Below are 22,109 nucleotides of genomic sequence, written 5' to 3'. Positions count from 1 at the left end.
TCGTGTCCGATTCCCGGCCGAAGCGGGTTCCTGCTCAATCGCTTTCCAGTTCTTCGCTTTCGCGTTTCCCTTTCCGGCGAGTCCGACTCTATCAGGCCTTTTTCGTTCCTTTGACCGGGGTCTCGCGAGCATGCGAGAGCACAATCAGAGTTAGAGTCTGGGCTTGGGAGTCGCTGTCCGCCCCCGACTCGAAGTCGTGTGGGGGCCAGGCAGGGATACGACAGTACAGGCCCCCTTGAGGCGAGGCAAATCGTTTCCGGTGCGTCGCTAGGTCGGCCAACCGGTAGCTCTCGGGCGGAACCGGGACTTCATATGACTTACGCTGCTGACCAGTAAGCCGCCCTCCTTCAGTCGTGGCGGTGACATCCGGATCCCCACCCCTGGGAGGCTCTCCATGACCACAGTGACGTCCCCTCTTGCCGGCCGCGCCATCGGACTCACCGCGGTTCCCGACCCCGTGTTCTCCGGAGCGATGGTGGGTCCTGGCACGGCCATCGACCCCGTGCGCGAGCCTTCCGAGGCCGTCTCGCCGGTCGACGGAATCGTCGTCTCCCTCCACCCGCATGCCTTTGTCGTCGTCGACGACCAGGGCCACGGCGTGCTGACCCACCTCGGGATCGACACCGTGCAGCTCAACGGCGAGGGCTTCGAGCTCCTCGTGAACAAGGGGGACACGGTCACCCGCGGTCAGGGCATCGTCCGCTGGGACCCGGCAGGCGTCGAGGCCGCCGGCAAGTCGGCGATCTGCCCGGTCGTGGCCCTGGAGGCCACCGCCGAGTCCCTCTCCGACGTGCGTGAGGACGGCGACGTGAAGGTCGGCGAGACTCTCTTCGGCTGGCAGTGACACCCTCGGCTCGGTAACCAGCCAGTTGGGAATCCACCGCGGTGGCGCGGCCACCGCACAATCGGAGACGGGTGAAATGGAGACAACGCTGCGAGGCGTCGGCGTGAGTCACGGTGTGGCGATCGGCGAGGTTCGGCACATGGGTACGGCGGTGCTCGAGCCGCCGGCCAAACAGATTCCCGCGGACGAGGCCGAGCGCGAGCAGGGGCGTGCCCGCCAGGCCGTCGAGGCCGTGGCGGCCGACCTGATCGCGCGCGGAAATCTGGCGGGGGGCGAGGCACAGCACGTGCTCGAGGCCCAGGCCATGATGGCGCAGGATCCCGAGCTCATCGCCGATGTCGAGCGTCGTATCGCCGTCGGAAGCACCGCCGAGCGTGGCGTGTACGACGCGTTCGCCGCGTACCGGGCGCTGCTGGCCAACGCCGGGGAGTACCTGGCGGGGCGCGTCGCCGACCTCGACGACGTACGGAACCGGATCGTGGCGCGGCTGCTCGGCGTGCCGATGCCGGGTGTGCCCGACAGCGATGAGCCGTACGTGCTGATCGCGCGTGACCTGGCTCCCGCCGACACGGCCCTGCTCGACCCCACGCTGGTGCTCGGCTTCGTGACGGAGGAGGGCGGGCCGACCAGCCACAGCGCCATTCTCGCGCGGGCGCTCGGTGTGCCCGCCGTCGTGGCTCTTCCCGGAGCGGGTGAGATCGCCGAGGGCACGGTCGTCGCCGTGGACGGCAGCACCGGTGAGATCTTCGTCGAGCCCAGCCAGGAGAAGCGCGCCGAGATGGAGAGCGCCTCGGCGGCCCGCAAGGCTGCGCTGTCGGCGGTGACCGGTCCCGGTGCCACCTCCGACGGTCACAAGGTGCCGCTGCTCGCCAATGTCGGCGGTCCCGGTGATGTTCCTGCGGCGCTGGAAGCCGGTGCCGAGGGCGTCGGACTGTTCCGTACGGAGTTCCTCTTCCTGGACGACAGCAAGCAGGCGCCGTCCGAGGAGAAGCAGATCGCGGCGTACCGCGCGGTGCTCGAGGCGTTCCCCGAGGGGCGTGTCGTGGTGCGGGTGCTGGACGCCGGTGCCGACAAGCCGCTGGACTTCCTGACGCCGGCCGACGAGCCGAACCCCGCGCTGGGTGTGCGTGGGCTGCGCAGTCTGCTGGACCACCCGGATGTGCTGCGGACCCAGCTGACGGCGCTGTCCAAGGCGGCCGAGGGGCTGCCGGTGTACCTCGAGGTCATGGCCCCGATGGTGGCCGACCGTGCCGACGCGAAGGCGTTCGCCGACGCCTGCCGTGAGGCGGGACTGCAGGCGAAGTTCGGGGCGATGGTGGAGATTCCGTCCGCCGCGCTCAGGGCCCGCTCGATCCTGCAGGAGGTGGAGTTCCTCTCGCTGGGTACCAACGACCTGGCGCAGTACACCTTCGCGGCCGACCGGCAGGTAGGAGCCGTGTCGCGGCTCCAGGACCCGTGGCAGCCCGCGCTGCTCGACCTGGTCTCGCTCTCGGCCGAGGCCGCCAGGGCCGAGGGCAAGAGCTGCGGCGTCTGCGGCGAGGCCGCTTCGGACCCGCTGCTGGCGTGTGTGCTGACCGGTCTGGGTGTCACCTCCCTGTCGATGGGTGCCGCGTCCATTCCTTATGTGCGGGCGACGCTGGCGAAGCACACGCTCGCGCAGTGCGAGCGTGCTGCCTCCGCCGCGCGTGCGGCGGACTCCGCCGACGACGCACGGCGTGCGGCGCAGGCGGTGCTGTCGGGCGAGTGATGTCGTCCGCCGCGCGCGGTCGGATGTGAAGGGGTTCCCGCCGGTTCCGGCGGGAACCCCTTCTCTCTGTCAGCGGTGGGCCTCCGGTTCGTCGGCACCGAGGTCGAAGCCCGCGCAGTACTCGACGCCGGATTCCGGCGACACGGGTTCACCGGTGTCGGCGTCCGTGCAGTAGGCGCTGAAGACCTCGCCCGCCGTCAGCGGGAGGAGGCTGCCCCGGTTCAGGCGCCAGCCGTGCACCCGGTCCGGCGTATCGGAGGCCGTGGTGCGCAGTACGACTCCGCCCTGGGTCTCGAGCGCTACCCCCACGGCGAGCACGGTGGCGAACTCCGCCCCTTCCGACGATGCGAGGCGGGCCGGTCCGTCCATGTCGCGGGCGGTGTGGAGGACGGCGAGGAGCTGTTCGCTCTTTATGGGCATGCTGCAGACGAGGTGATGGGTGCCAGGACCCGCCGTGTCCAGCAGGCGCATCAGCAGGTGGGACGCCCGGTCGAAGGCGGCCCGCCCGATGTCCTGGCCGCAGTCCGCGCAGTCGCCGAGGCCTGCCAATAGCATCGTGGCGTACTCCCATGTCGCGCGCCGGACCGCTTGTGAGACGAGCAGCGGGATCAGCGTGTCGATGGGCTGGCCGGTGTAGGCCACGGTGGCGCCGGCCGAGGCGACCTCCGCGACGAAGCGGCTCCGGCTCGTGCGTTCGTCGGGTTCCAGGCCGGCCTCGGCGCAGAACTCCGCGTAGTCCTCCGGGTCGAAGAGGGCGACGGTGGTGTGCATTCCCTGTGCGGCGAGCGTCCGCAGCAGGCCTTCGACCTGCTGCAGGTAGACCGCGTGGTCCTCGAAGGTGAAGCTCCGGTAGTGGCGCATGGCCGCGAAGTCATCGGGGTCGACCAGGAGGCCGACGGTGCTCGGTGCTTCGCGGCGCAGTGCGCGTCGCATGGTTGTTCCGGCGCGCCGCCGGCTGCGTTCGGTCTGCTTGATGTGCGCCATGAGTCCCCCTGTGCGCTGTCGATCGATGCTCACTCAGCGTAATCAGGGGGACTGACAACGGTCTCTCCGGCGGCTGGTTCAGTGGCGGTCGCGGGCGAGTTCCTCGTAGAAGCGGAGGAGTTCGAGGTTGTCGACGGAGCCCGGGTTGACCGCCTTGGAGAGGGCTGTGCCCTGGAGGAGGCGCTTGACCGGGACCTCGATGCGCTTGCCGGTGAGGGTGTGCGGAATGCCGGGGACCTCGATGACCTCGTCCGGTACATGGCGGGGTGAGAGGTTCTCGCGGATGGTCCGCTTGATGCTGTCGCGGAGTTCGTCGTCGAGCGTGGCGCCCTCGGCGAGGTGGACGAACAGGGGCATCCAGTAGCCGCCGTCCGGCTCTTCGAGGCCGATGACGAGGGACTCGCGGATCTCGGGGAGCCGCTCGACCGCCTCGTAGATGTCGGCGGACCCCATGCGGACTCCCTGCCTGTTGAGGGTGGAGTCGGAGCGGCCGTGGATGATGACCGAGCCGCGGTCGGTGAGGGTGATCCAGTCTCCGTGGCGCCAGACGCCGGGATACATGTCGAAGTAACTGTCGTGGTAGCGGCGGCCGTCGGGGTCGTTCCAGAAGCGGACCGGCATGGAGGGCATGGGCGCGGTCACGACGAGCTCGCCGACCTCGCCCGTGAGCGGTTTGCCCGAGGGGTCCCAGGACTGGAGATCGGTACCCAGACAGGGGGCCTGCAGCTCGCCGATGTGGACCGGCAGGGTGGGTACCGCGCCCGCGAAGCAGCTGCAGACGTCCGTCCCGCCGCTGACGGAGGCGATCCACAGGTCGGCGCCGGTGTTGGTGAACTCGTCGTGGAGCCAGCGGAAGCCGTCGGGCGGGAGCGGGGAGCCTGTGGTGGCGACGCACTGGACACGGCTGAGGTCGTGGTCGCGGGCCGGGTGGACGTCCGCCTTCCGGCAGGCCATGACGTAGGCGGCTGAGGTGCCGAAGAGGGTCGCACCGGTCAGTTCGGCGACGCGCCACTGGGCCTGGACGTCCGGATAGCCGGGGCTGCCGTCGTAGAGCACGAGGGTGGTGCCGGTGAGCAGGCCGGAGACGAGGAAGTTCCACATCATCCAGCCGGTGGAGGTGTACCAGAAGAAGCGGTCGTCGGGGCCGAGGTCGCAGTGCAGTCCGATCTGCTTGAAGTGTTCGAGGAGGATCCCGCCCTGGGACTGGACGATGGCCTTCGGGAGTCCGGTCGTGCCGGATGAGTACAGCACCCACAGCGGGTGCTCGAAGGGGACCTGCTCGAAGACCGGTTCGGTGTCGGAGGCGGTGAGCGCCGACCATTCGAGGGTGCCTTCGGGCGCGTCCGTGCCGAGGAGCGGGATGTGTACGACCGCGCGCAGGGTGGGGAGTTCGCTGCGGAGCTCGGCGACGGTGGCCGTGCGGTCGTGCTCCTTGCCGCCGTAGCGGTAGCCGTCGACGGTGAACAGGACGACGGGTTCGACCTGCTGGAAGCGGTCCAGGACACTGCGGGCGCCGAAATCGGGGGCGCAGGAGGTCCAGACCGCGCCGACGGCGGCGGTGGCGAGGAACGCGACGACCGCTTGGGGGATGTTGGGGAGATATCCGCTGACCCGGTCGCCTGGGGTGACGCCGAGGGCGCGGAGTTCGGCGGCGAGTGAGCCGGTCTGGCGCCGGAGTTCGGACCAGCTGACGGAGACCTGGGTGTGGGTCTCGTCGACGTACAGCAGGGCGGGGGCGTCCGCGCGGAGCGGGTCGTCGGCCGTGCGCAGGGCATGCTCGGCGTAGTTGAGGGTGGCGCCGGGGAACCACTGGGCGCCGGGCATGCCGCGGTCGCCGAGGACGGCGTCGTACGGGGTGGAGAAGCGTACGTCGAACCAGTCGGCGACGGCCTCCCAGAAGGTGTCGAGTTCGTCGACCGACCAGCGGTGCAGCGCCGCGTAGCCGCCGTCGGCGGGGGCTCCGTGGCGTCCGGCCGCCCATCGCTGGAAGCGGGTGACGGCCGCCGCCTCGACGCGCTCGGGTTCGGGCTGCCAGAGGGGGGCTTCGCCGGCTGCTGAGGTCATGGAGGCTCCCTGGCCTTTCGGGTGTACGCGGGGTGTGCGTGCGTCGCGCGCACGGGCTGGGGTGTGCGCGTGGACGGCTGTTACGGACGATGCCATGTGATCGTCTTGTGCACCAGGGTCCCTCTGCCATGACCGCGTGTCCGGCTGTGTGGTGAAGCCACAGGTGAACGGAAGCTGAACGGAGCACGCTTCGGTCCGGCCGGATGGCAGGGTGGCCCGCATGGATGGTCGTGACCTGGTGCGCTCGGTGAAAATGGTCGGTTCTGTACAGGGGATGCGCACGGTTCGCTCGGCCTGGCGGCGCCGGCGTGCGGATGCGCGGGCGCTGGCGTCGCGCGGTGCGGAGCGGGCACGGGTGCCCGGGCTTCTGATCGGTGCGGAGCCCGGGCCGGGCGGTGGAGTCGTGCGGTTCGCCCGTTCGCAGCTGCGGGTCAGGGTGGCGGTGGGCGGTGCGGTGTTCTGGTCCTGGGACGGCGCGGGGCCGCTGCCCTCGTACGCCCTGCCGGGCGACGGGCCGGAGGCCGATACGCGTGCGCGGCTGGAGCCGGACACGAACGGCGGCTGGCAGGTGGTGTCGGAGCGGCTGACGGTCGCCGTGTCGCGGCACGGGGCGCTGGAGTTGCGTACGCCGGGCGGAGTGGTGCTGCGCCGGGAGCTGCCGCCGCGCTGGTGGGAACCGGTGGAGGGAGGTCCGGCGCGGTGGGTGCAGCGATCCGAGGTCCCCGCCGACGCCCGCTTCTTCGGGCTGGGCGGCCGGGCCGGCGGTCCGAGGCTGCGGGAGGGTACGTACCGGCTGTGGAACACCGATCCGGGCGGTCGTTTCGGTCCGGGGGACGATCCGCTGTATCTGACGATGCCGGTGCAGGTGGTGGTCTCGGACGCGGGGACCCACCTGGCGTTCCACGACAACTCCTGGGCGGGCCGGGTGACACTCCGCGAGGGCGAGGAGGGCGCGGGGTCGGGACATGACCGGCCGGGCGCGTGCGAGGTGCGGATGGAGGGCGGCCCGCTCCGCTGCTGGGTGGTCGTGGGTACGCCGGCCAAGGTGCTTCGGAGCTGGACGGCGCTGACGGGGGCGCCCGCGCTGCCGCCGTCGTGGGCGCTGGGTCCGCAGCACGCCCGCTGGGGGTTCGGCAGCGAGCAGGAGGTGCGGCGGGTCGTCGCGGGGTACCGGGAGCGGGGGCTGCCGTTGTCGGTGCTGCATCTGGACATCGACCACTACGACGCGCATCAGGTCTTCACCGTCGACCGGGAGCGGTTCCCCGGTCTCCCCCGGCTGGCGAAGGAGCTGCGCGAGGACGGCGTCAGGCTGGTCTCGATCGTCGATCCGGCGGTACGGGCGTCGGCGGGCAACGCGGTGTTCGACAGCGGCCTGGAGGTCGGTACGGAGGGCGCGTTCGTCCGGGACCCGCAAGGCCTTCCGGTGCTGGGCGAGGTGTGGCCGGGCGAGTGCGTCTATCCGGACTTCACCGATCCGCTCGTGCGCGAATGGTGGGGCGCGCTGTACGAGGAACGGCTCGGCCAGGGGTTCGCCGGGGTGTGGCACGACATGAACGAACCGGTGTCGTTCTCGGCCTTCGGGGATCCGTCACTCCCCCGTTCGTCCCGGCACTCGCTGGAGGGCCGGGGCGGGGACCACCGGGAAGCCCACAACGTGTACGCCCTGGCGATGGCGAGGGCCGGGTACGAGGCGCTGTGCCGGCTGCGCCCGGACGAGCGGCCGTTCCTGTTCTCCCGTTCGGGCTGGGCGGGGCTGCAGCGGTACGGCGGCACCTGGTCCGGTGATGTGGCGACGGGGTGGCCGGGGCTCCGGGCCTCGGTGGCCCTGGTGCTGGGGCTCGGGCTCTGCGGGGTGCCGTACTCGGGGCCCGACGTCGGCGGGTTCGACGGGTCGCCGTCGCCCGAGCTGTATCTGCGCTGGTTCCAACTGGGCTCGTACATGCCGTTGTTCCGTACGCATGCGGCCATCGACGCGGGGCGCCGGGAGCCGTGGGAGTTCGGGCCGGAGGTCCTCACGCACGCCAGGCGCGCGCTGGAGGAGCGGGAACGGATGCGCCCTTACTTCGTGACGCTGGCCCAGCTCGCCCGGCTGACGGGTGCGCCGTATGTGCGGCCGTTGTGGTGGGGCGCCCCGGAGGACCGGGAGTTGCGGGACTGCGAGGACGCGTTCCTGCTGGGTGACGCGCTGCTGGTCGCACCGGTGCTGGAGGAGGGCGCGCACCGCAGGCCGGTGCGGCTGCCACGCGGGCGGTGGTACGACACGGCGACCGGGCAGGCGTACGAGGGCCCGGGCCAGGTGGTGGTGGACACGCCGCTGTCCCGGATTCCGGTGCTGGCGAGGGCCGGAGCCGTGATCCCGGTGCGGGGCCCGGACGGCGCTCTCGAACTGGAGGTGTGGGCTCCGCCGGCCGGGCGTACCGGGGGCGGGCTGGTCGTGCGGGACGCGGGCGACGGGTGGGAGCGGTCCGAGGTGGAGCGCTACACGTCCCGCTTCAGGGCCGGCCGCGTGGTGGTCGAACGTGACGGTGAGGAGGGACTGGTGCCGTACCCGGTCCGCGTGCGGGGGCTGCCGGGCCCGGCGTGATCCTGCCCTTCTTCGACGTGGGGCCGAGATCCTGGAACCGCCGGCACCGGAACCGACGCGGACGCGGAGGGCGTCAGCGCTCGACGTAGCCTTCGCGGAGAGGGCCGCCTGTCAGGTTCAGCATTCGGACGGCCGAGGCCGTCAGGGCGGTCGGGTCGGCGTGCCTGGCCAGGACGAAGTGTCCGTCGAGCAGGCGTCGGCCGAGGTCCGGGTCGGCCGCTCTCAGGCGCCTGGGCAGCCATTTTCCGGCACCGTTCCACGTGCGGTGGTGCGCGGTGAGCAGCTCTGCCGCTTCGCGCAGGAGACGGTCCGCCACGGCCAGCTGTTCGTGAGGGTCGCTGTGGGGGCCGGTGTCGGTGAGGTCGTCCACGAGGTCTGTGAGCAGCGCTCGCCGGGCGTCACGTTCGGGTCCGGTCAGGGGGTCCGGGCCTGCCGCCAAGAGGGCTTTCGCCTCCTGCCGAAGCATCTCCACGTGGCCCTCGGGGTCCAGGAGGACGATGGAGTCGGCGAAGAGGAAGAGAGCTGTCGCCCTGCGCGTGGTGCGGCTCTCCGCAAAGGCGGTCCGCAGGTCGGAGCGGCTGTTGAGGAAGACCTCCGCCAGGCGGTCGTCGTGGCGGAGCAGCTCGCGACGTCTCACGCCCTCGTCAGGGAGAAGGACCGTGATGTCGAGGTCGCTGCCGGGAGTCGAGCGACCGCGGGCGGCGGAACCCCCCAGCACCGCGCCGGTCGCTTCCGGATAGTGCGCGGAAACGAGTCGGCCGGCCGCACGGACGTCAGCGGCCGCTTGGTCGGAACCGGGCCGTCGCCCGGGATGCGGTCCGGCGTTCATGGCCGTCATCGTGCCAGGTCAGTAACCCTGGCGGTAGGCGCCGGCGAACCAGGCGCGTACGGCCTGGGTGTGCAGGGGGAAGGCGAGTTCGTCCGGGGTGTGCAGCACGTCGTATCCCGAGGTCTCGTCCGTCGGTGCGGAGGGCGGGAGTTCCTCGGTGGGGCGTGGCGGGAGCAGGCCGAAGAGCAGCAGGTGGCCGTCCGGGGAGCTCAGTGCGTCGGCGAGGCGGACGTCCGTCTCGTCGGCCCGGATGCCGGTCTCCTCGCGCAGTTCGCGTACGACGGCGTGGCGCCAGTCCTCGGTGCGGTCGATGTAGCCGCCGGGCAGCGCGATCCCGCCCGGGTGCGGGGGGATGGTGCGGGTGATGACCACGAGACCGGTGCCGTGCGCTCCGGTGACGGGCAGCAGGGCGACGGCTACGGGCAGCGGGTTGCGGTAGGCCGTACGACCACAGACCGTACAGGTGCGGGGCCAGGCGTCGGTGGCGTACGGGGCCCCGCAGCTGCCGCAGTGGGAGTCCTTCACGGGCGGACTGTATCCGATCACTCTTCTCTTGCGGCTCCGGAGCTGATAGACGGTGTGCCCATGACAGGAACTGCTCGTCTTCTCCGCGCCCTGGCCGTCGCCGGCGCCACTCTGCTCGCCGTGACCGCCGCTGCCCCGGTGGCCGCGGCCGAGCCCGGACCCAAGGCTCCGCCGGAGTTCGTCGACCTACGCTCCGTCGATCCGACGATCATCACGGAGATGCGTTACAGCACCGCGCACAACTTCATGGGAGAGCCGGTGGACGGCTACCGGCAGCCCGTCTGCATCCTGACCCGGCCGGCCGCCCGCGCGCTGCGCACCGCCCAGCGGAGCCTCCTGCGGCAGGGGTACTCGCTCAAGGTGTACGACTGCTACCGGCCGCAGCGTGCCGTGGACCACTTCGTCCGCTGGGCGAAGGATCTCGACGACCAGGCCATGAAGGCGGAGTTCTATCCGATGGTCGACAAGACGCGGCTGTTCGAGGACGGTTACATCGCGGAGAAATCCGGTCACAGCCGGGGCAGCACGGTGGACCTCACCCTGGTGAAGCTGCCGGCGCTGCCGACCAGGCCGTACGAGCCCGGCGAGGAGCTGGCCCCGTGCTACGCGCCGAAGGGCGAACGCTTCCCGGACAACTCGGTGGACATGGGGACGGGTTACGACTGCTTCGACACTCTGTCGCACACGGACGACCCGCGGGTGCAGGGAGTGCAGCGCGCCAACCGGCAGTTCCTCAAGGAGACGCTGTCCGGCCTGGGGTTCGTGAATCTGGCGGAGGAGTGGTGGCACTTCACCTACAAGCCGGAGCTCTTCCCTGACACCTACTTCGACTTCCCGGTGGCCAGGCGCTCCGTGGCGGGTCACTGACGGGACGGACGGAGAACGGGCGACCGGGACCACCCCCGTGGGCTCCGGCCACCCGTTCTTGTTCTCGGACGCGGAACTGCCGTATCCGGTTGCCGGCCGAGCGATTACGGTGCCTTCATGTCACAGCAGACGTTCGGTTCGTATGAAGAGTTCTGGCCCTACTACGTCGCCATGCATTCCAGGGCGGCGACGCGATGGGTCCATCTGACGGGGACACTCACCGGCCTCGCGGTCACCGCGTACGGTCTGGCGCGCGGCCGAAAGCGCTACGCGCTGGCGTTGCCGCTCATCGGGTACGGCACGGCGTGGCCGGCGCACTTCCTCATCGAGAAGAACAACCCGGCGACGTTCGGACACCCCGCGTGGTCGCTGCGAGGCGACGTGCAGATGATCCGGATGATGCTCGCAGGACGGGACGGGGAGCTGGCCGAGACCGCGGCCAAGTGGCTCGCCGAGAACCCGTGAGCCAGGGTCGTCCGAACGAGAGACCGCGGGTGCGCGCAGGGTTGACGGGCCGTCACTCCGGGTGAAGACTCCTTTTCACGCCCGCTGCCCCCCGCACCGTACGCGCGGTCCGTACCCCGGTCGGCGGGGGTACGGGCCGCGTCACGTGCGGTGCCCGGCCGTCAGGTCCTGGCGGGTTCCCGGAGTCGGTCGGCACGCACCATGGCGTGCTCCACGACCGCTACGAGCACGTCCCGGACGGACGCCCGGTCACGTGCGTCGCAGAGCAGCACCGGCACCTCGGGGTCGAGGTCGAGCGCCGCCCGGACCGTCTCGGTGGGGAACTGCTCCGCACCCTCGAAGAGGTTGACGGCGACGGTGAACGGGATTTCCCGGCGCTCGAAGTAGTCGACCGCCGCGAAGCAGTCCTCCAGCCTCCGGGTGTCCGCGAGGACCACCGCACCGAGGGCGCCCTGGGCCAGCTCGTCCCAGAGGAACCAGAAGCGGTCCTGCCCGGGGGTCCCGAACAGGTAGAGGACCAGGTCCTCGCGCAGGGTGATGCGGCCGAAGTCCATGGCCACCGTCGTGGTGCTCTTGCCCTCGACCCCCGCCACGTCGTCGACGGGACGGCCGGCCTCGCTCAGCCTCTCCTCCGTGCGCAGCGGTCTGATCTCGCTGACCGCTCCCACCAGGGTCGTCTTGCCCACACCGAAGCCGCCGGCCACCAGGATTTTCAGGGTGACGGGCTCGACGTGCCGCCTTTTGCGGCTAGAGCGCCCGAAGGCCATTGATCACCTCGCGGAGAAGGCTCTCGTCCGGCAGCTCGGCCGGCGGAACGGGACGGGTGACGTGCACCAGCTCGTCCTCGACGAGGTCACCGACCAGGACACGGACCACCCCGACGGGGAGGTCCAGCCCGGAGGCGAGTTCGGCGATCGACTGGGGCATGTCGCTGCACAGTTCGACGATCTCCACGTGTTCCGGGGAGAGCGTCTGGTCCCGGCCGGGATCGTCGGCCGCCGGTTCGGGGATGACGATCGCGATCAGGTCGAGACGATGACGGGACGCGCTGCTGGTACGCCCCCGGGTCATCGCGTAGGGCCGGACCACCGGACCCGCTTCGGCGTCGTACCAGCGCGAGGAGCCCGCTTCTGCGGGCGCGGGCGGTGATCCGGGCGCGGTGTCCCGGGCGGAGTCTGCGCTCATCCCCTCGCCTCACCCTCCGGCGGGCAGACCGGTGGTCCGGGGGGCGTTGGCCAGGTGCGCCCCGACCCGCTTGACCATGAGGGTCATCTCGTACGCCACCTGCCCGACGTCCGAGTCCGAGTCGGCCAGGACGGCGAGACAGCTGCCGTCGCCCGCGGCCGTGACGAAGAGGAAGGCCTCGTCGAGCTCGACCACGGTCTGCCGGACCCGGCCGGCGTCGAAGTGACGGCCCACGCCCTTGGCGAGGCTGTGGAACCCGGAGGCGACGGCCGCCAGGTGCTCGCTGTCCTCACGGCTCAGGTCCTGGGACGTGCCGGTGGCGAGCCCGTCGCTGGAGAGCACCAGCGCCTTGCGGATGCTGGCGACGCGCTCGACCAGTTCGTCGAGGAGCCAGTTGAGTTCGCCGGAGCCCTGGCGTGAGGAGTTGTGTGCTGCGGCGTTCGGTGCGGTCATCGACCGTCCCCTCCCGGAGTGGTTCCTGGTGCTGCCTCGCCCTGGCCGGTCGCGTCCTCGGCATTCTGCCGACGGCCGCGCTGCCAGCCGCGTTGAAGCGAAGCCATGCGATTGCGTACTTCGTCCGCATCACGTTCGAGGTCGTCGTCGGTGTATGCGGGAACGTGACCGGAAGTCCGCCCTGCGGAGTCCTCCCGGAGCTGTGGGGCGAGGTTCGCCTGCCGGACCCTGCGTGGGAGGCCTCCCACCGTGTCCGGCGCGGACGGCCTCGGCGCGGGCCTGAGCCTCGGCGGCGCCTCGTCGGCCGGGAACGCGCCCGGGCCGGGCCCCGCGGTGACGGCTTCGGAGCCGGGGGCCTCAGGGGGGCCGTCGGTCGTACCGGGGTGCGAGCGGCCGCCGTCGCCGATCCGGCGGCCATGGCCGGTGGCGGGTGTCTGCGGCTTGCGGCGTGGCAGCGGGACGGGGCCGGCGGGGCGCATCGGCCGGACGTCCGCCGAGCGGCCGTCCGAGGCGTCGAAAGCCTGCTGGTGCTGTTCCCGGTCGGCTTCCCTGCGCAGGTCGCGGGCGCGGAAGATGCCGCCCCGCTCGCTCTCGGTGTCCTCCAGGTCGGATACGCCGTCGAGGACGGGGCCGAGTGCGGGGTCGAGTTCCCGGTCGAGGGCCGGGTCGGTGAACCCGAGTGTGCCCACCGGGCCTTCGAGCTCGACGGGCCCGTCTAGCACCGACGGATCGGTGAGGCCCGTGGGGACCGGGGAGAGGCCGGAGGGCCTGCCCGGGATGCTCTTGTCCGCGACTCCGTCCCTGCGGGCCTTGTCGCTGCCGGGCGCGGCGCTGCCCGGCCGGCCGCTGCCGATCGCCTTCTCGGCGCGCCGGTCGAGGCGGAAGCCGGTGCCGTGCGTCTCGGGGGCGTCGGTGAGCAGCTGCGCCGGGATGAAGACGACCGCGGTCGTCCCTCCGTACGGTGAGATCTGCAGCGACACCCTGACGTTCTGCCGCTGGGCGAGACGGCTGACGACGAAGAGGCCGAGCCTGTCGGTGTCGGAGAGTTCGAAGTCGGGGGTTTCGGCGAGCCTGAGGTTGGCGTCGAGGAGGACTTCCGGGGCCATGCCGAGGCCGCGGTCGTGGATCTCGAGGGTGAAGCCGTTGGCCACGCGTTCGCCGTGGACCTGCACCGCGGTGTGCGGGGGCGAGAACACCGTGGCGTTCTCCAGCAGTTCGGCGATGAGGTGGGTGAGGTCGGCGACGGCCGGGCCGCCCACGCCGATGCGGGGCAGGCGCCGGACCTCGACCCGCTCGTAGTCCTCGACCTCGGCGACCGCCGCACGCACCACGTCCATCAGCTGGATCGGTTTGCGCCACTGCCGGGACGGGGCCGCTCCGGAGAGGATCACGAGGCCTTCGGCGTGGCGGCGCATGCGCGTGGTGAGGTGGTCGAGGCGGAAGAGGTCGGCGAGCTCGTCGCTGTTCTCGGTGCGCCGCTCCATGGTGTCCAGGAGTGTCAGCTGGCGGTGCAGCAGCACCTGGTTGCGGCGGGCGAGGTTGACGAAGACCTCGGACACCCCGCGACGCATGTCCGCCTGCTTGACAGCGGCCTCGACCGCGGCGCGCTGAAGGGTGTTGAGGGCCTGCCCGACCTGGCCTATCTCGTCCCGCTCGTAGCTGAGGTGAGGCGCTTCGGTCTCCACGTCCACCTGCTCGCCCGCGGCCAGCCGCCGCATCACGCTCGGGAGCCGCACCCCGGACACCTCGTGCGCGTCCTTGCGCAACCGGGAGAGGTCGCGGACGAGTTCGCGTCCCACCCGTACGGAGACGAAGACGGACACGAGCAGGGCGACGAATCCCAGGACGCCTGCGACGCCCGCCTGGATCAGGACCCGGTAGCCGGCGGGTTCCGCGCGGTCCTGGAAGCGGTTGGACATCTCTGTGCCGTCGTTGGCCAGGTGCTCCAGGACCGGTGGAGCCACTTCCTCCCAGCGCGCGGAGTCGATGGTGCCCGGCTTCGTGATCGGGCCCGCGGCGATGAGCCTCTGCTCTGCCGTTCGCAGCGGCTCGGTGTCGGGGCTGCGCCAGTACTGCTCCATGCGGCCGCGCTCGCTCGCCGGCAGGAGTTCGAGGTTGACCTCGTACAGGAGCGTGCGGCTGGCGGCGAGGTCGGAGACGACACGGAGCTCGGGGGCACCGAGCCGCCCCGCGATGAGGCCCGACGCGATCAGGGCGTCCTCACGGGAGAGCATCTCGCGGGCCCTGGAGATGCCGACCAGGGCCCTGACCTGCTTGTCCATGGACACGTTCTCCATCGTGTGGAGACTGTTCAGGAAGCGGTAGCAGGGGTCGACGAGGCCGTTGTAGAAGTCGAGGGCCCTGGTCCGGTCGATGGTGCGCTTTTCCACGGACCCGCGCAGCGCGTCCAGGCCGTCGACCTCGCCGAGGATCGAGTCGAGCTGGGCCTCCGACTCCGGGCTCAGCTTGTCCCGTACGTCCTTGCTCTTCGCGCTCTGCCTGACCTCGGCCACGACCTGGTCGGTCCGGGCGCGCTCGCGGCGCAGAAGGGGCAGGGCGTCCGAGGCCCGGGGGTCGGCGAGGAACACGAGTGTCTGACGGCGTTCGCCCTGCACGGCCCGGATGGTGTCTTCCAGCGGGTGGCCGACCTGCTCCACGATGGCGCTGGCGCCCATCAGCTCACCGGCCTCGCGGCCGGTGACGTAGGTGGCGAAGACCCAGAGCCCCGTGAGGGAGGCGAGCGGCACCAGGAGCAACGCCACGATCTTCCTGCGGATGGACTTCCCGCGAAAGCGCATGGCCTCCCCCAGCTCGGCCCCGCACCGCGGGGGTGGTTGTGCCGGGCCCGGTGGTTCCGGTCGCCCGGTCTTCGTGGTTGTTCGGGTGTTCCTGCCGCAGCCCACCGGGCGTCGGTCGGAGTTCCGTCAACAAACGGCGCGAGCCTACTACTGACCTACCGGTAACTCGAAGACGTGTCCGGACGATTTCAGGCCGCTCTTCCCCGAGTTGCTCACCAGTTGTCCTGGTATTCCCTGCGAAGAAACTCGCGAAAGCGACAGAGAATCGGCGACCGAAGGCGGTGCATCCACACAAGGCAGTTGGCTGGAATTCTTCCTTCCGTGACCTTTCGGGGCTGGTTGCCGCCCCCGGCGGGAATCTTCACGACCTGGCATTCGTCCATACGTACGGGGCAGAAGTACCTCACGGGGGTACGTGCGACAGGCAAGCGGCTCCGCCCGCGTAAAAGGGGCGCAAGCCGGGCAGCCACCCTTGAGTCGGAGAGTGGTGGGGAGTTGAAGGTCCTTGGACACGGATGAGCGCCTGAGCGCGGCGGCATCGTCGGCGATCCCGTCCCAGGCGGGCACGGCAGCGGCGGGAGGGGCGCCCGCCGGTGCCCACATCCCCCGGCAGCTGTGGGTCGACGAACCCGCGGAGCGGCGGAGAATGCCGGATCCGGTGCGGACGGCGGCCGTGCGCGCCGTCCTCATCATGTCGCTGACCATCATTCTGGCCATGGTGGCTTTCCTGTGCACGCTGGCCGGGTCCTGGCTCGCCTTCCCGATGGTGCTCACCGGTGTGGCGGGCACGGTGGTGGCGACGTGGTCGGTGCTGGACGTGTGGGTGACCCGGCAGGTGTGGAACCAGCGCAACGGCGTGGTGTCGGTTCCCAGCAGCACGGCGCGCCGCATGCGTCGGGAGCGCCGCGCCGCCAGGCGGGCGGCACGGTCCAGGGCGCGCAGGGAAGCCCGGATACGACGCCGGGGCGAAGGCAGGCTCTCCCGGGCCTGACCACCTGCGCCCCGGCCTCTCCTACCGCTTGTCCGCGGCCCGCCGTGCGGGCTCCGTGCGCGTGTCCGTCATCTCCGTACGCATCTCCGGGACCCCCGACGCGCCCACGGTGCCGGTCGCCTCTCCGCTCCGCTTGAACATGCGGGTCGCGGTGATCTCGCCGTGGACGGTCTCACCTGCGGGGTCCTGCTGGGGCAGCCCCGGCCTGAGGTGCTCCTCGACGCTGATGTACTTCAGCCCCGCCCGCAGGTCCGCGTCGTTGCGGAGGCGGATGACGAGCGGGAATTCGGCGAGGGCCGTCGTATCGAACAACCCTGTCGTGTAGAGGAGTTGGACTCCGAGCGCATCGGATACCGCGCGCTGCAGCTCCAGCAGGTACGTCGCGTTGGCGCGCCCGATGGGGTTGTCGAGGAAGAGTGTGCCCGCGTGCCGGTGCCGGTCGCGGCCCCTGTCGTTGCTGCGCAGGGCCGCCATCGTGCAGTACAGCGCGATGGCGGCGGTGAGCAGCTGGCCGCCGGAGAAGACGTCGCCCATCTGTCCGACCGGGACGCGCTCGGCGCGGAGCACCGCGTCCGGCTTGAGGATCTCCACCGCGATGCCCTTGGGCTCCAGGGCCGCCTGTACACCCCGCAGCAGGAGGGACATGCCGTCCCTGCGCAGGTCGGAGTTCTTCTTGAGGGCCGCGTGTGTGGCCTCGTCGATGACCTCGCCGAGCCTCTCGGTGAGGGTGGCCTGGTCGGGTTCCTCGAAACGGATCCGGAGGAATTCCTGGCCGGACCACTCTCCCAGCCCCTCGGGCAGCTGGGAGAGCCGCTGGGCGGAGCGGAGCGTCGTGAGGGCCGATTCCACGAGGCCTCGGAGCCGGTCGACGATGGAGTCGCGGTTGCGCTCCAGCTGGACCAGCTCGTCGGTGAGCACGCGCAGCCTGGGCGCGAAGGCGGCGGCCCACTTCTCGGCGTGGTCGGGCAGGGCGGCTGCCGGGAGTTCCCGGATCTGCTGCCGGGCCGGGGTGCGGACCTGTTCGTAGCGCGAGGAGTTGGCGTGCCGTACGAGGATGTCGCTCGCCTCGCGTACGGAACTCTCCGCGGCCGAGAGGTCGGTGGAGCAGCCGCGCAGTGAGCGGCGCGCCTCGGCGGCGGACTGCCTGGCCTCCTCCAGGGTGCCCGGGTACGGGTCGGGGGACTCGGTCTCGTCCTCCGCGCCGTGGTCCCTGAGCAGGTCACGCAGGAGTGCGGCGGTCTCGTCGAAGCCGCTCGCCGAGTCCTCGGCTGTGCGGTGGGCGCGCAGCAGTTCGGCGTGGGCGGCACGCGCGGTGTCCAGGGCCTCGGTGGCGGAGGCGAGTTCGGCCGTCGCCGTACGGAGCAGGGTCTGGGCCTGGTCGGCGTCGGCCGGGGCCAGGTCGGCGGGGAGCTCCGTGTGGTGCGGTGCCTCGTCGGCGGGGGCGAGCCTCTCGGCTTCGCCGCGTAGCCGGCCGAGCTGCTCGCTGGCCGTGGAAGCCCGGGTCTCCAGGAGCTGGACGTGGGACTCGGCGCGGGCCGCGGCCGCCTGCCGGGAGGGGCCGTCGGCCCCGTCGGTGCCTTCGAGGAGCTGGGCGGCGCGGGTGCGGACCTTGTTGGTGAGACGGTCGAGTTCGGCCAGGGCGGCGCTCTCGTCGCTCTCGGCGCGCGCCTGCTCGGCGCGCAGGTCGGCCCCGACACCCACCTTCTCGTACAGCCTGGAGGCCGCCCGGTACGCCTCGCGCAGGGCGGGCAGGGAGATGCGCGCGCTGGAGGCATCGGGCTCCGGGAGCGTTTCCGGGGCGCCCGCGATCTCCGCTCGCTCGGCACGCAGGGCACGGGCCGTGCGGTGGGCGTCGTCCGCGGCCCGCTGGGCTGCCCGGCGGTCCTCGTCGGCGGCGCGTGCCCGCTCCAGGCAGGCCGTGGCGCGCGCCTCCGATTCGGCTGCCTCGTCGGTCAGTTCGCGCAGTCGCGCCTGCCAGCCCGCGCGGTCGCGGAGACGGTGGGCGAGGCCGGCGAGCGCGTCGGCGGAGCGGCGGGCCCGCTGGGCCGCCTCCTGCCGCTCGTCGCGGACGCGCGCGGCGTCGGCAGCGGCCTCGTCCGCCTCGGCGCGCACGGCGCGGGCCTCGGCGAGTGCGGCCTCGGCGGTCTCAGCGGCGGCGCGGGCGGTGCGCGCGGCGTCGCCGAGCTCGGCGAGCATCCCGGGCGGGCAGTCGGCGCGCCAGGAGCCGATGCGGGCGGCGAGGGAGCGGTCGGCGGCGAGCCGGGCCGCGAGCGACCTGATGTCCTCGTCGCGCGCCGCGGCCCGGGCGCGGAGCGCCTGGCGCTCCTCGTCCGCGGCGTGCTCGTCGTGCATGGCGGGGTTCGGCGGGACCAGGAACACGTCGTCGGTGCCGGCGCCCGCACCGCCGGGCGCGGGTACGGGGGCGAGGAGCGCCGCGGTGGTGCCCACGGCGACGGCCGAACGGGGCAGCAGGGCGGCGGCGGCCAGCACTTCGCGGGCGCGGATGTGCGCGTCCGGGTCGGTGATGACGACACCGTCGACGAGCTCGGGACGCGCCGCCAGGACCGCGGCGTGGTCGGCGGGGTCCACGGCCTGGGCGAGGTAGCGCCAGCCGGGCAGCGCCGGGATGCCGTGCTCACCGAGGTACTCGACGGTGGTGAGCACGTCGGGCCCGGGCGGCAGCAGCCCGCCGTCCCCGAGGGCCCCGAGGATGCGGGAGTCGTCGGCGGCGGCGGTACGCAGGTCGAAGAGCCGTCGTTCGGCGGCGGAGACGCCCTGGTCGAGGAGTTCCCTCAGCTCGTCCGCGGCGGCATCGAACTCCTCGGCCGTGAGGGACTGCGCGTCCCCTCCGCCGGCATCGTCGTTCCCGCCCGTTCCCGCGGCGGCGCCGCGGGGACGCGGGACACCGACGCCGGTGGCCGGGAGACCCAGCAGGTCGGCGAGGCGGTGGTCGGCGGCGATCGACTCGGCGGCCCTGCGCTCGGCCTCGTAGGACTGCTCGGCGGCGTGCGCGCCGTCGGCGGCGCGGGCCGCGGCGAGCTCGGTGCGGCTCTCGGCCGCCGCGGCTTCCCGGGCCTGGTCGGCGGTGGCCCTGGCCGCCTCGCGGGCGTTGTCCCAGGCGGCGACCGCGGTCTTCTCGGCGTCGTTCGCCGCGAGGGCGGCACGGGCCGGGTCGGCGTCCGGCGCGGTGTCGTCGAGCCAGCCCGCGCGTACGGCTTCCGCGGTCTCCTGTTCGACCTCGGCGAGGCGCTGGCGCAGGTGTCCGGCCTCGCTGCGGGCGCGCTGGGCCTCGGTCGCGGCGGTGGTGGCGTCCCGGTGCGCCGTCTCCCCGGTGGACTGAAGGGTCGCGGAGCGCTCCTCCTCCTCGTCCGCCACCCGCTCCCCCGCCTCCGCGGCGGTGTGGAGGGCCCGTACGAGGTCGGCGGCGGCCGTGGCGCGTGCGGCCAGGGCGGGGGCCGCGTCGCGCTCCGCCTCGCGGATGGCGACGGCGACGCGTGCCGAGCGGTCGGCGGCGGCGCGGTGGCGCAGGACGGCTTCGGCGGCCTGCCAGGCGGAGTGCAGGGTGCGTGCCTCCACCAGCTCGCGGCGCTGCGCCGCCGCGCTCTTCTCGGCGGCGGTGAGGGCCAGGGAGGCGTGCCGGTAGGCCAGTTCGGCCGCGATCAGGTCCCGGCGGCCGCGGGCCGCTTCGGCCTCGGTGACGGTGTGGGCTGCGTCCGCGACCTGCTGGGCGAGCTCGGCGGTGCGGCCGCGCTCCTCGGCGGCGCGCCCGGAGAGCCTGCGGGCGAGCGTGCGGGTCCTGCGTTCGGCACCGGCGTGGATGTCGCGGCTGCGGGACCTGGTCGCGGTGGCGTCCACGATCCGGCCGAGCAGCTCGACCGAACCGGCGGTGAAGTCGCGTTCCGCGGTGAGCTCGGCGCGGCGGCCCAGCTTGTTGCCGAAGCCGCTGACGAGGTCGGCCAAGCCGTCGGTGTCACGGGTGTCGGTGACGGCCCGGAGCAGCAGGTCGGTGAAGTCGGAGTCCTTCTTGACCGCGAAGAGGCCGGCGGCCTCGCCCTCGTCGGCGTTCATCTCCCGCTGGTAGCGGAAGAGTTCGGGGTCGAGTCCGAGGTCGCCGAGGTGTTCGTTCCACCGGTCGTGGATCTCTTCCCAGTGCACGTCGAGGTGCGGGTAGAACTTGCCGGCGTCCGTGAGCGCGTCGCGGAAGCCCTTCATCGTGCGGCGTCTGCCGCGGGCGTTCGAGACGCCTTCGGCGGGGCGGCCCACCGAGCTGGCCTCGGCCACGGGCAGGCTGTCGAGGCTGAGACCGGGCCCGGGGCGGAAGGAGTACCAGGCCTCGGCGAACTTACGGGGGTCGTTGGAGACCTGGCGGCCACGCCATTCACTGACCTTGCCGACGACGACGCACTCGCCGGTCAGGGTGTGCTGCCACTCCAGGGCGACGTGTCCGCAGTCGTCGGCGAGCAGGAACTTGCGCAGAACGCCTGAGCTGGCGCCGCCCAGGGTGTTGCGGTGGCCCGGCAGCATCACCGAGAAGATCAGCTTGAGCAGGACGGACTTGCCGCCGCCGTTCTCCAGGAAGAGCACACCGGCGGGCGCCGGGCGGCGCGGGGGGCCGACGGGCTCGTCCTCGAAGAACTCCGCCTGGGCCGGCGCGGGCCTGGGCACGGGCTCGCCGACGCCGCGCAGGTCGAGCACGGTGTCGGCGTAGCGCGCACCGGCGGGCCCGATGGAGTAGAGGCGGACCCGGGACAACTCGTACATGGCGGCGGACTCTCGTCGTTCTGGCGGGGCGGGGGGGCGGGCGGCTGGAGCGGCAGCGGGGGCAGCTCGGTTCGGTGCGTCGGTTCAGGAGTGGAAGGGAAGTCCCGCGTCGGCGGCCAGCTCCAGGCCTTCGTCGTCGGGCGGGGGCAGCAGGGTGGCCGAGCCGTCCGTGACCGGGACGACGCCGAGTTCCAGCAGTTCGGCCATGGCGGCGCTGCCCGCCATGTCGCGCACCTGGAGCTGGTAGCGGGCGGTGGTGCGGTAGGCGCCGCCCGCGTCGTCCCCGGTGCGCTGGAGGAAGCCCGAGTCCGTGAGGAATGCGACGGCCTTGCCGATGATGCCGGTGGTCGAGCCGGCCAGCCGGCGGGCGTCCTTGGTGGCTCCGGTGGCGCTGCGGCGGGAGTAGATCCGCCACCCGGATTCCAGGCCGGGCGCGTCGGTGGCCGGGTCGGTGTTGTCGCCCTGCTCCTCGGCGCGCTCCTCCAGACGCTGGCAGGCCTGGCGGACGAAGGCGTCGACGCCGTTGACGGTGATGCGGCCGATGTACGAGTCGTCGGCCAGGTCCTCGGGGCGGGGGAAGGCCATGGCGGCGACGGCGAGGTGGGCGAGACCGTGCAGGAAGCGGTCGGCTGAGTCGGGGGACGCGCGCCGGGCGTAGTCGCCCATGCGTACGGCGAAGACCGAGTCCTCACCGGCGGTCACGGCCATCCCGGCGCGGGTGGAGACCTCCAGCACGATGAGCCCGAGCCCGGTGGCGACGGCGTCGGCCAGCCGGGCGAAGGCGGGCTCCTCGCGGTAGCGGCGGAGCAGCTCGGTGTACTCGGCGTCGCGGGCGGGCATCAGCTTGGGCTGCAGCCCGAAGGAGACCAGCCGGGCGGCGTCGGCCGCGTCGGCGGGGGTGACAGCGGCCGGCCGTGCGGCGTCGGCCGCCTGCGTGAGGTGCTGGTCGCCCCAGGCCTCGGTGTGCTCGGCGTGCTGCTCGCTCAACTGGGTGACTCCTCGGTACGGGTGC

General features: G+C 72.2%; 16 protein-coding genes. 6 read left to right on the top strand and 10 right to left on the bottom strand.

Annotation, left to right across the window (positions count from 1 at the left end; genetic code table 11):
• The first annotated feature begins 394 nt into the window (after positions 1-394).
• The gene (locus tag ACIQM3_RS32230) at positions 395-844 is read left to right on the top strand and encodes a PTS glucose transporter subunit IIA (protein WP_033304207.1); all 450 of its coding nucleotides are present in this window, start codon (positions 395-397) and stop codon (positions 842-844) included.
• Positions 845-920: 76 nt separating this feature from the next.
• Complete coding sequence (gene ptsP, locus ACIQM3_RS32225; RefSeq protein WP_401630595.1) at positions 921-2,591, top strand: phosphoenolpyruvate--protein phosphotransferase; 1,671 nt, start codon at positions 921-923, stop codon at positions 2,589-2,591.
• Between the two features lie 69 nt (positions 2,592-2,660).
• On the opposite strand, the gene ACIQM3_RS32220 is transcribed toward ptsP, so the two are convergent.
• Complete coding sequence (locus tag ACIQM3_RS32220) at positions 2,661-3,575, bottom strand: hypothetical protein (RefSeq protein WP_401630594.1); 915 nt, start codon at positions 3,573-3,575, stop codon at positions 2,661-2,663.
• 78 nt (positions 3,576-3,653) lie between these two features.
• Positions 3,654-5,639 carry an acetoacetate--CoA ligase gene (locus ACIQM3_RS32215; protein ID WP_401630592.1) on the bottom strand — a complete coding sequence of 662 codons (1,986 nt, stop codon included), beginning with the start codon at positions 5,637-5,639 and terminating at the stop codon, positions 3,654-3,656.
• Between the two features lie 220 nt (positions 5,640-5,859).
• Between ACIQM3_RS32215 and ACIQM3_RS32210 the strand changes: the two genes are divergently transcribed.
• Complete coding sequence (locus tag ACIQM3_RS32210) at positions 5,860-8,223, top strand: glycoside hydrolase family 31 protein (protein ID WP_401630590.1); 2,364 nt, start codon at positions 5,860-5,862, stop codon at positions 8,221-8,223.
• A 73-nt stretch (positions 8,224-8,296) separates the two neighbouring features.
• Here the strand turns inward: ACIQM3_RS32210 and ACIQM3_RS32205 are convergent, their stop codons facing one another.
• Positions 8,297-9,052: a nucleotidyltransferase domain-containing protein gene (locus ACIQM3_RS32205; protein ID WP_401630588.1), complete on the bottom strand. Its 756-nt coding sequence runs from the start codon at positions 9,050-9,052 to the stop codon at positions 8,297-8,299.
• 18 nt (positions 9,053-9,070) lie between these two features.
• The gene (locus ACIQM3_RS32200) at positions 9,071-9,577 is read right to left on the bottom strand and encodes an NUDIX domain-containing protein (protein WP_401630586.1); all 507 of its coding nucleotides are present in this window, start codon (positions 9,575-9,577) and stop codon (positions 9,071-9,073) included.
• 60 nt (positions 9,578-9,637) lie between these two features.
• Between ACIQM3_RS32200 and ACIQM3_RS32195 the strand changes: the two genes are divergently transcribed.
• The gene (locus ACIQM3_RS32195) at positions 9,638-10,444 is read left to right on the top strand and encodes a M15 family metallopeptidase (RefSeq protein WP_401630584.1); all 807 of its coding nucleotides are present in this window, start codon (positions 9,638-9,640) and stop codon (positions 10,442-10,444) included.
• Between the two features lie 117 nt (positions 10,445-10,561).
• A complete protein-coding gene (locus tag ACIQM3_RS32190; protein WP_399236590.1) occupies positions 10,562-10,909 on the top strand; it encodes an Mpo1-like protein in 348 nt (115 codons plus the stop codon).
• 161 nt (positions 10,910-11,070) lie between these two features.
• Here the strand turns inward: ACIQM3_RS32190 and ACIQM3_RS32185 are convergent, their stop codons facing one another.
• From ACIQM3_RS32185 to ACIQM3_RS32170, 4 genes are read right to left on the bottom strand one after another with little or no spacing between them, the layout of a single operon-like run.
• Positions 11,071-11,676: a GTP-binding protein gene (locus ACIQM3_RS32185; RefSeq protein WP_401630582.1), complete on the bottom strand. Its 606-nt coding sequence runs from the start codon at positions 11,674-11,676 to the stop codon at positions 11,071-11,073.
• A complete protein-coding gene (locus ACIQM3_RS32180) occupies positions 11,657-12,094 on the bottom strand; it encodes a DUF742 domain-containing protein (protein WP_393767035.1) in 438 nt (145 codons plus the stop codon). Before ACIQM3_RS32180 ends, ACIQM3_RS32185 begins: the two co-directional genes overlap by 20 nt.
• A 9-nt stretch (positions 12,095-12,103) precedes the next feature.
• Entirely contained in the window at positions 12,104-12,547 is a 444-nt protein-coding gene (locus tag ACIQM3_RS32175) for a roadblock/LC7 domain-containing protein (protein ID WP_401630580.1), read from the bottom strand.
• Positions 12,544-15,345: a nitrate- and nitrite sensing domain-containing protein gene (locus ACIQM3_RS32170; protein WP_401630578.1), complete on the bottom strand. Its 2,802-nt coding sequence runs from the start codon at positions 15,343-15,345 to the stop codon at positions 12,544-12,546. Before ACIQM3_RS32170 ends, ACIQM3_RS32175 begins: the two co-directional genes overlap by 4 nt.
• 505 nt (positions 15,346-15,850) lie before the next feature.
• Between ACIQM3_RS32170 and ACIQM3_RS32165 the strand changes: the two genes are divergently transcribed.
• The gene (locus tag ACIQM3_RS32165; RefSeq protein ID WP_401630576.1) at positions 15,851-16,336 is read left to right on the top strand and encodes a hypothetical protein; all 486 of its coding nucleotides are present in this window, start codon (positions 15,851-15,853) and stop codon (positions 16,334-16,336) included.
• A 21-nt stretch (positions 16,337-16,357) separates the two neighbouring features.
• Here the strand turns inward: ACIQM3_RS32165 and ACIQM3_RS32160 are convergent, their stop codons facing one another.
• Positions 16,358-21,097: a hypothetical protein gene (locus tag ACIQM3_RS32160; RefSeq protein ID WP_401630574.1), complete on the bottom strand. Its 4,740-nt coding sequence runs from the start codon at positions 21,095-21,097 to the stop codon at positions 16,358-16,360.
• 84 nt (positions 21,098-21,181) lie between these two features.
• The gene (locus ACIQM3_RS32155; protein WP_401630572.1) at positions 21,182-22,084 is read right to left on the bottom strand and encodes a hypothetical protein; all 903 of its coding nucleotides are present in this window, start codon (positions 22,082-22,084) and stop codon (positions 21,182-21,184) included.
• Between the last annotated feature and the right edge of the window lie 25 nt (positions 22,085-22,109).

The organism is Streptomyces sp. NPDC091271 (assembly GCF_044757505.1).
Lineage (GTDB): Bacteria > Actinomycetota > Actinomycetes > Streptomycetales > Streptomycetaceae > Streptomyces.
Note: the sequence above shows the minus strand (reverse complement) of the source record. Positions and strands in the feature narration are given on the sequence as shown.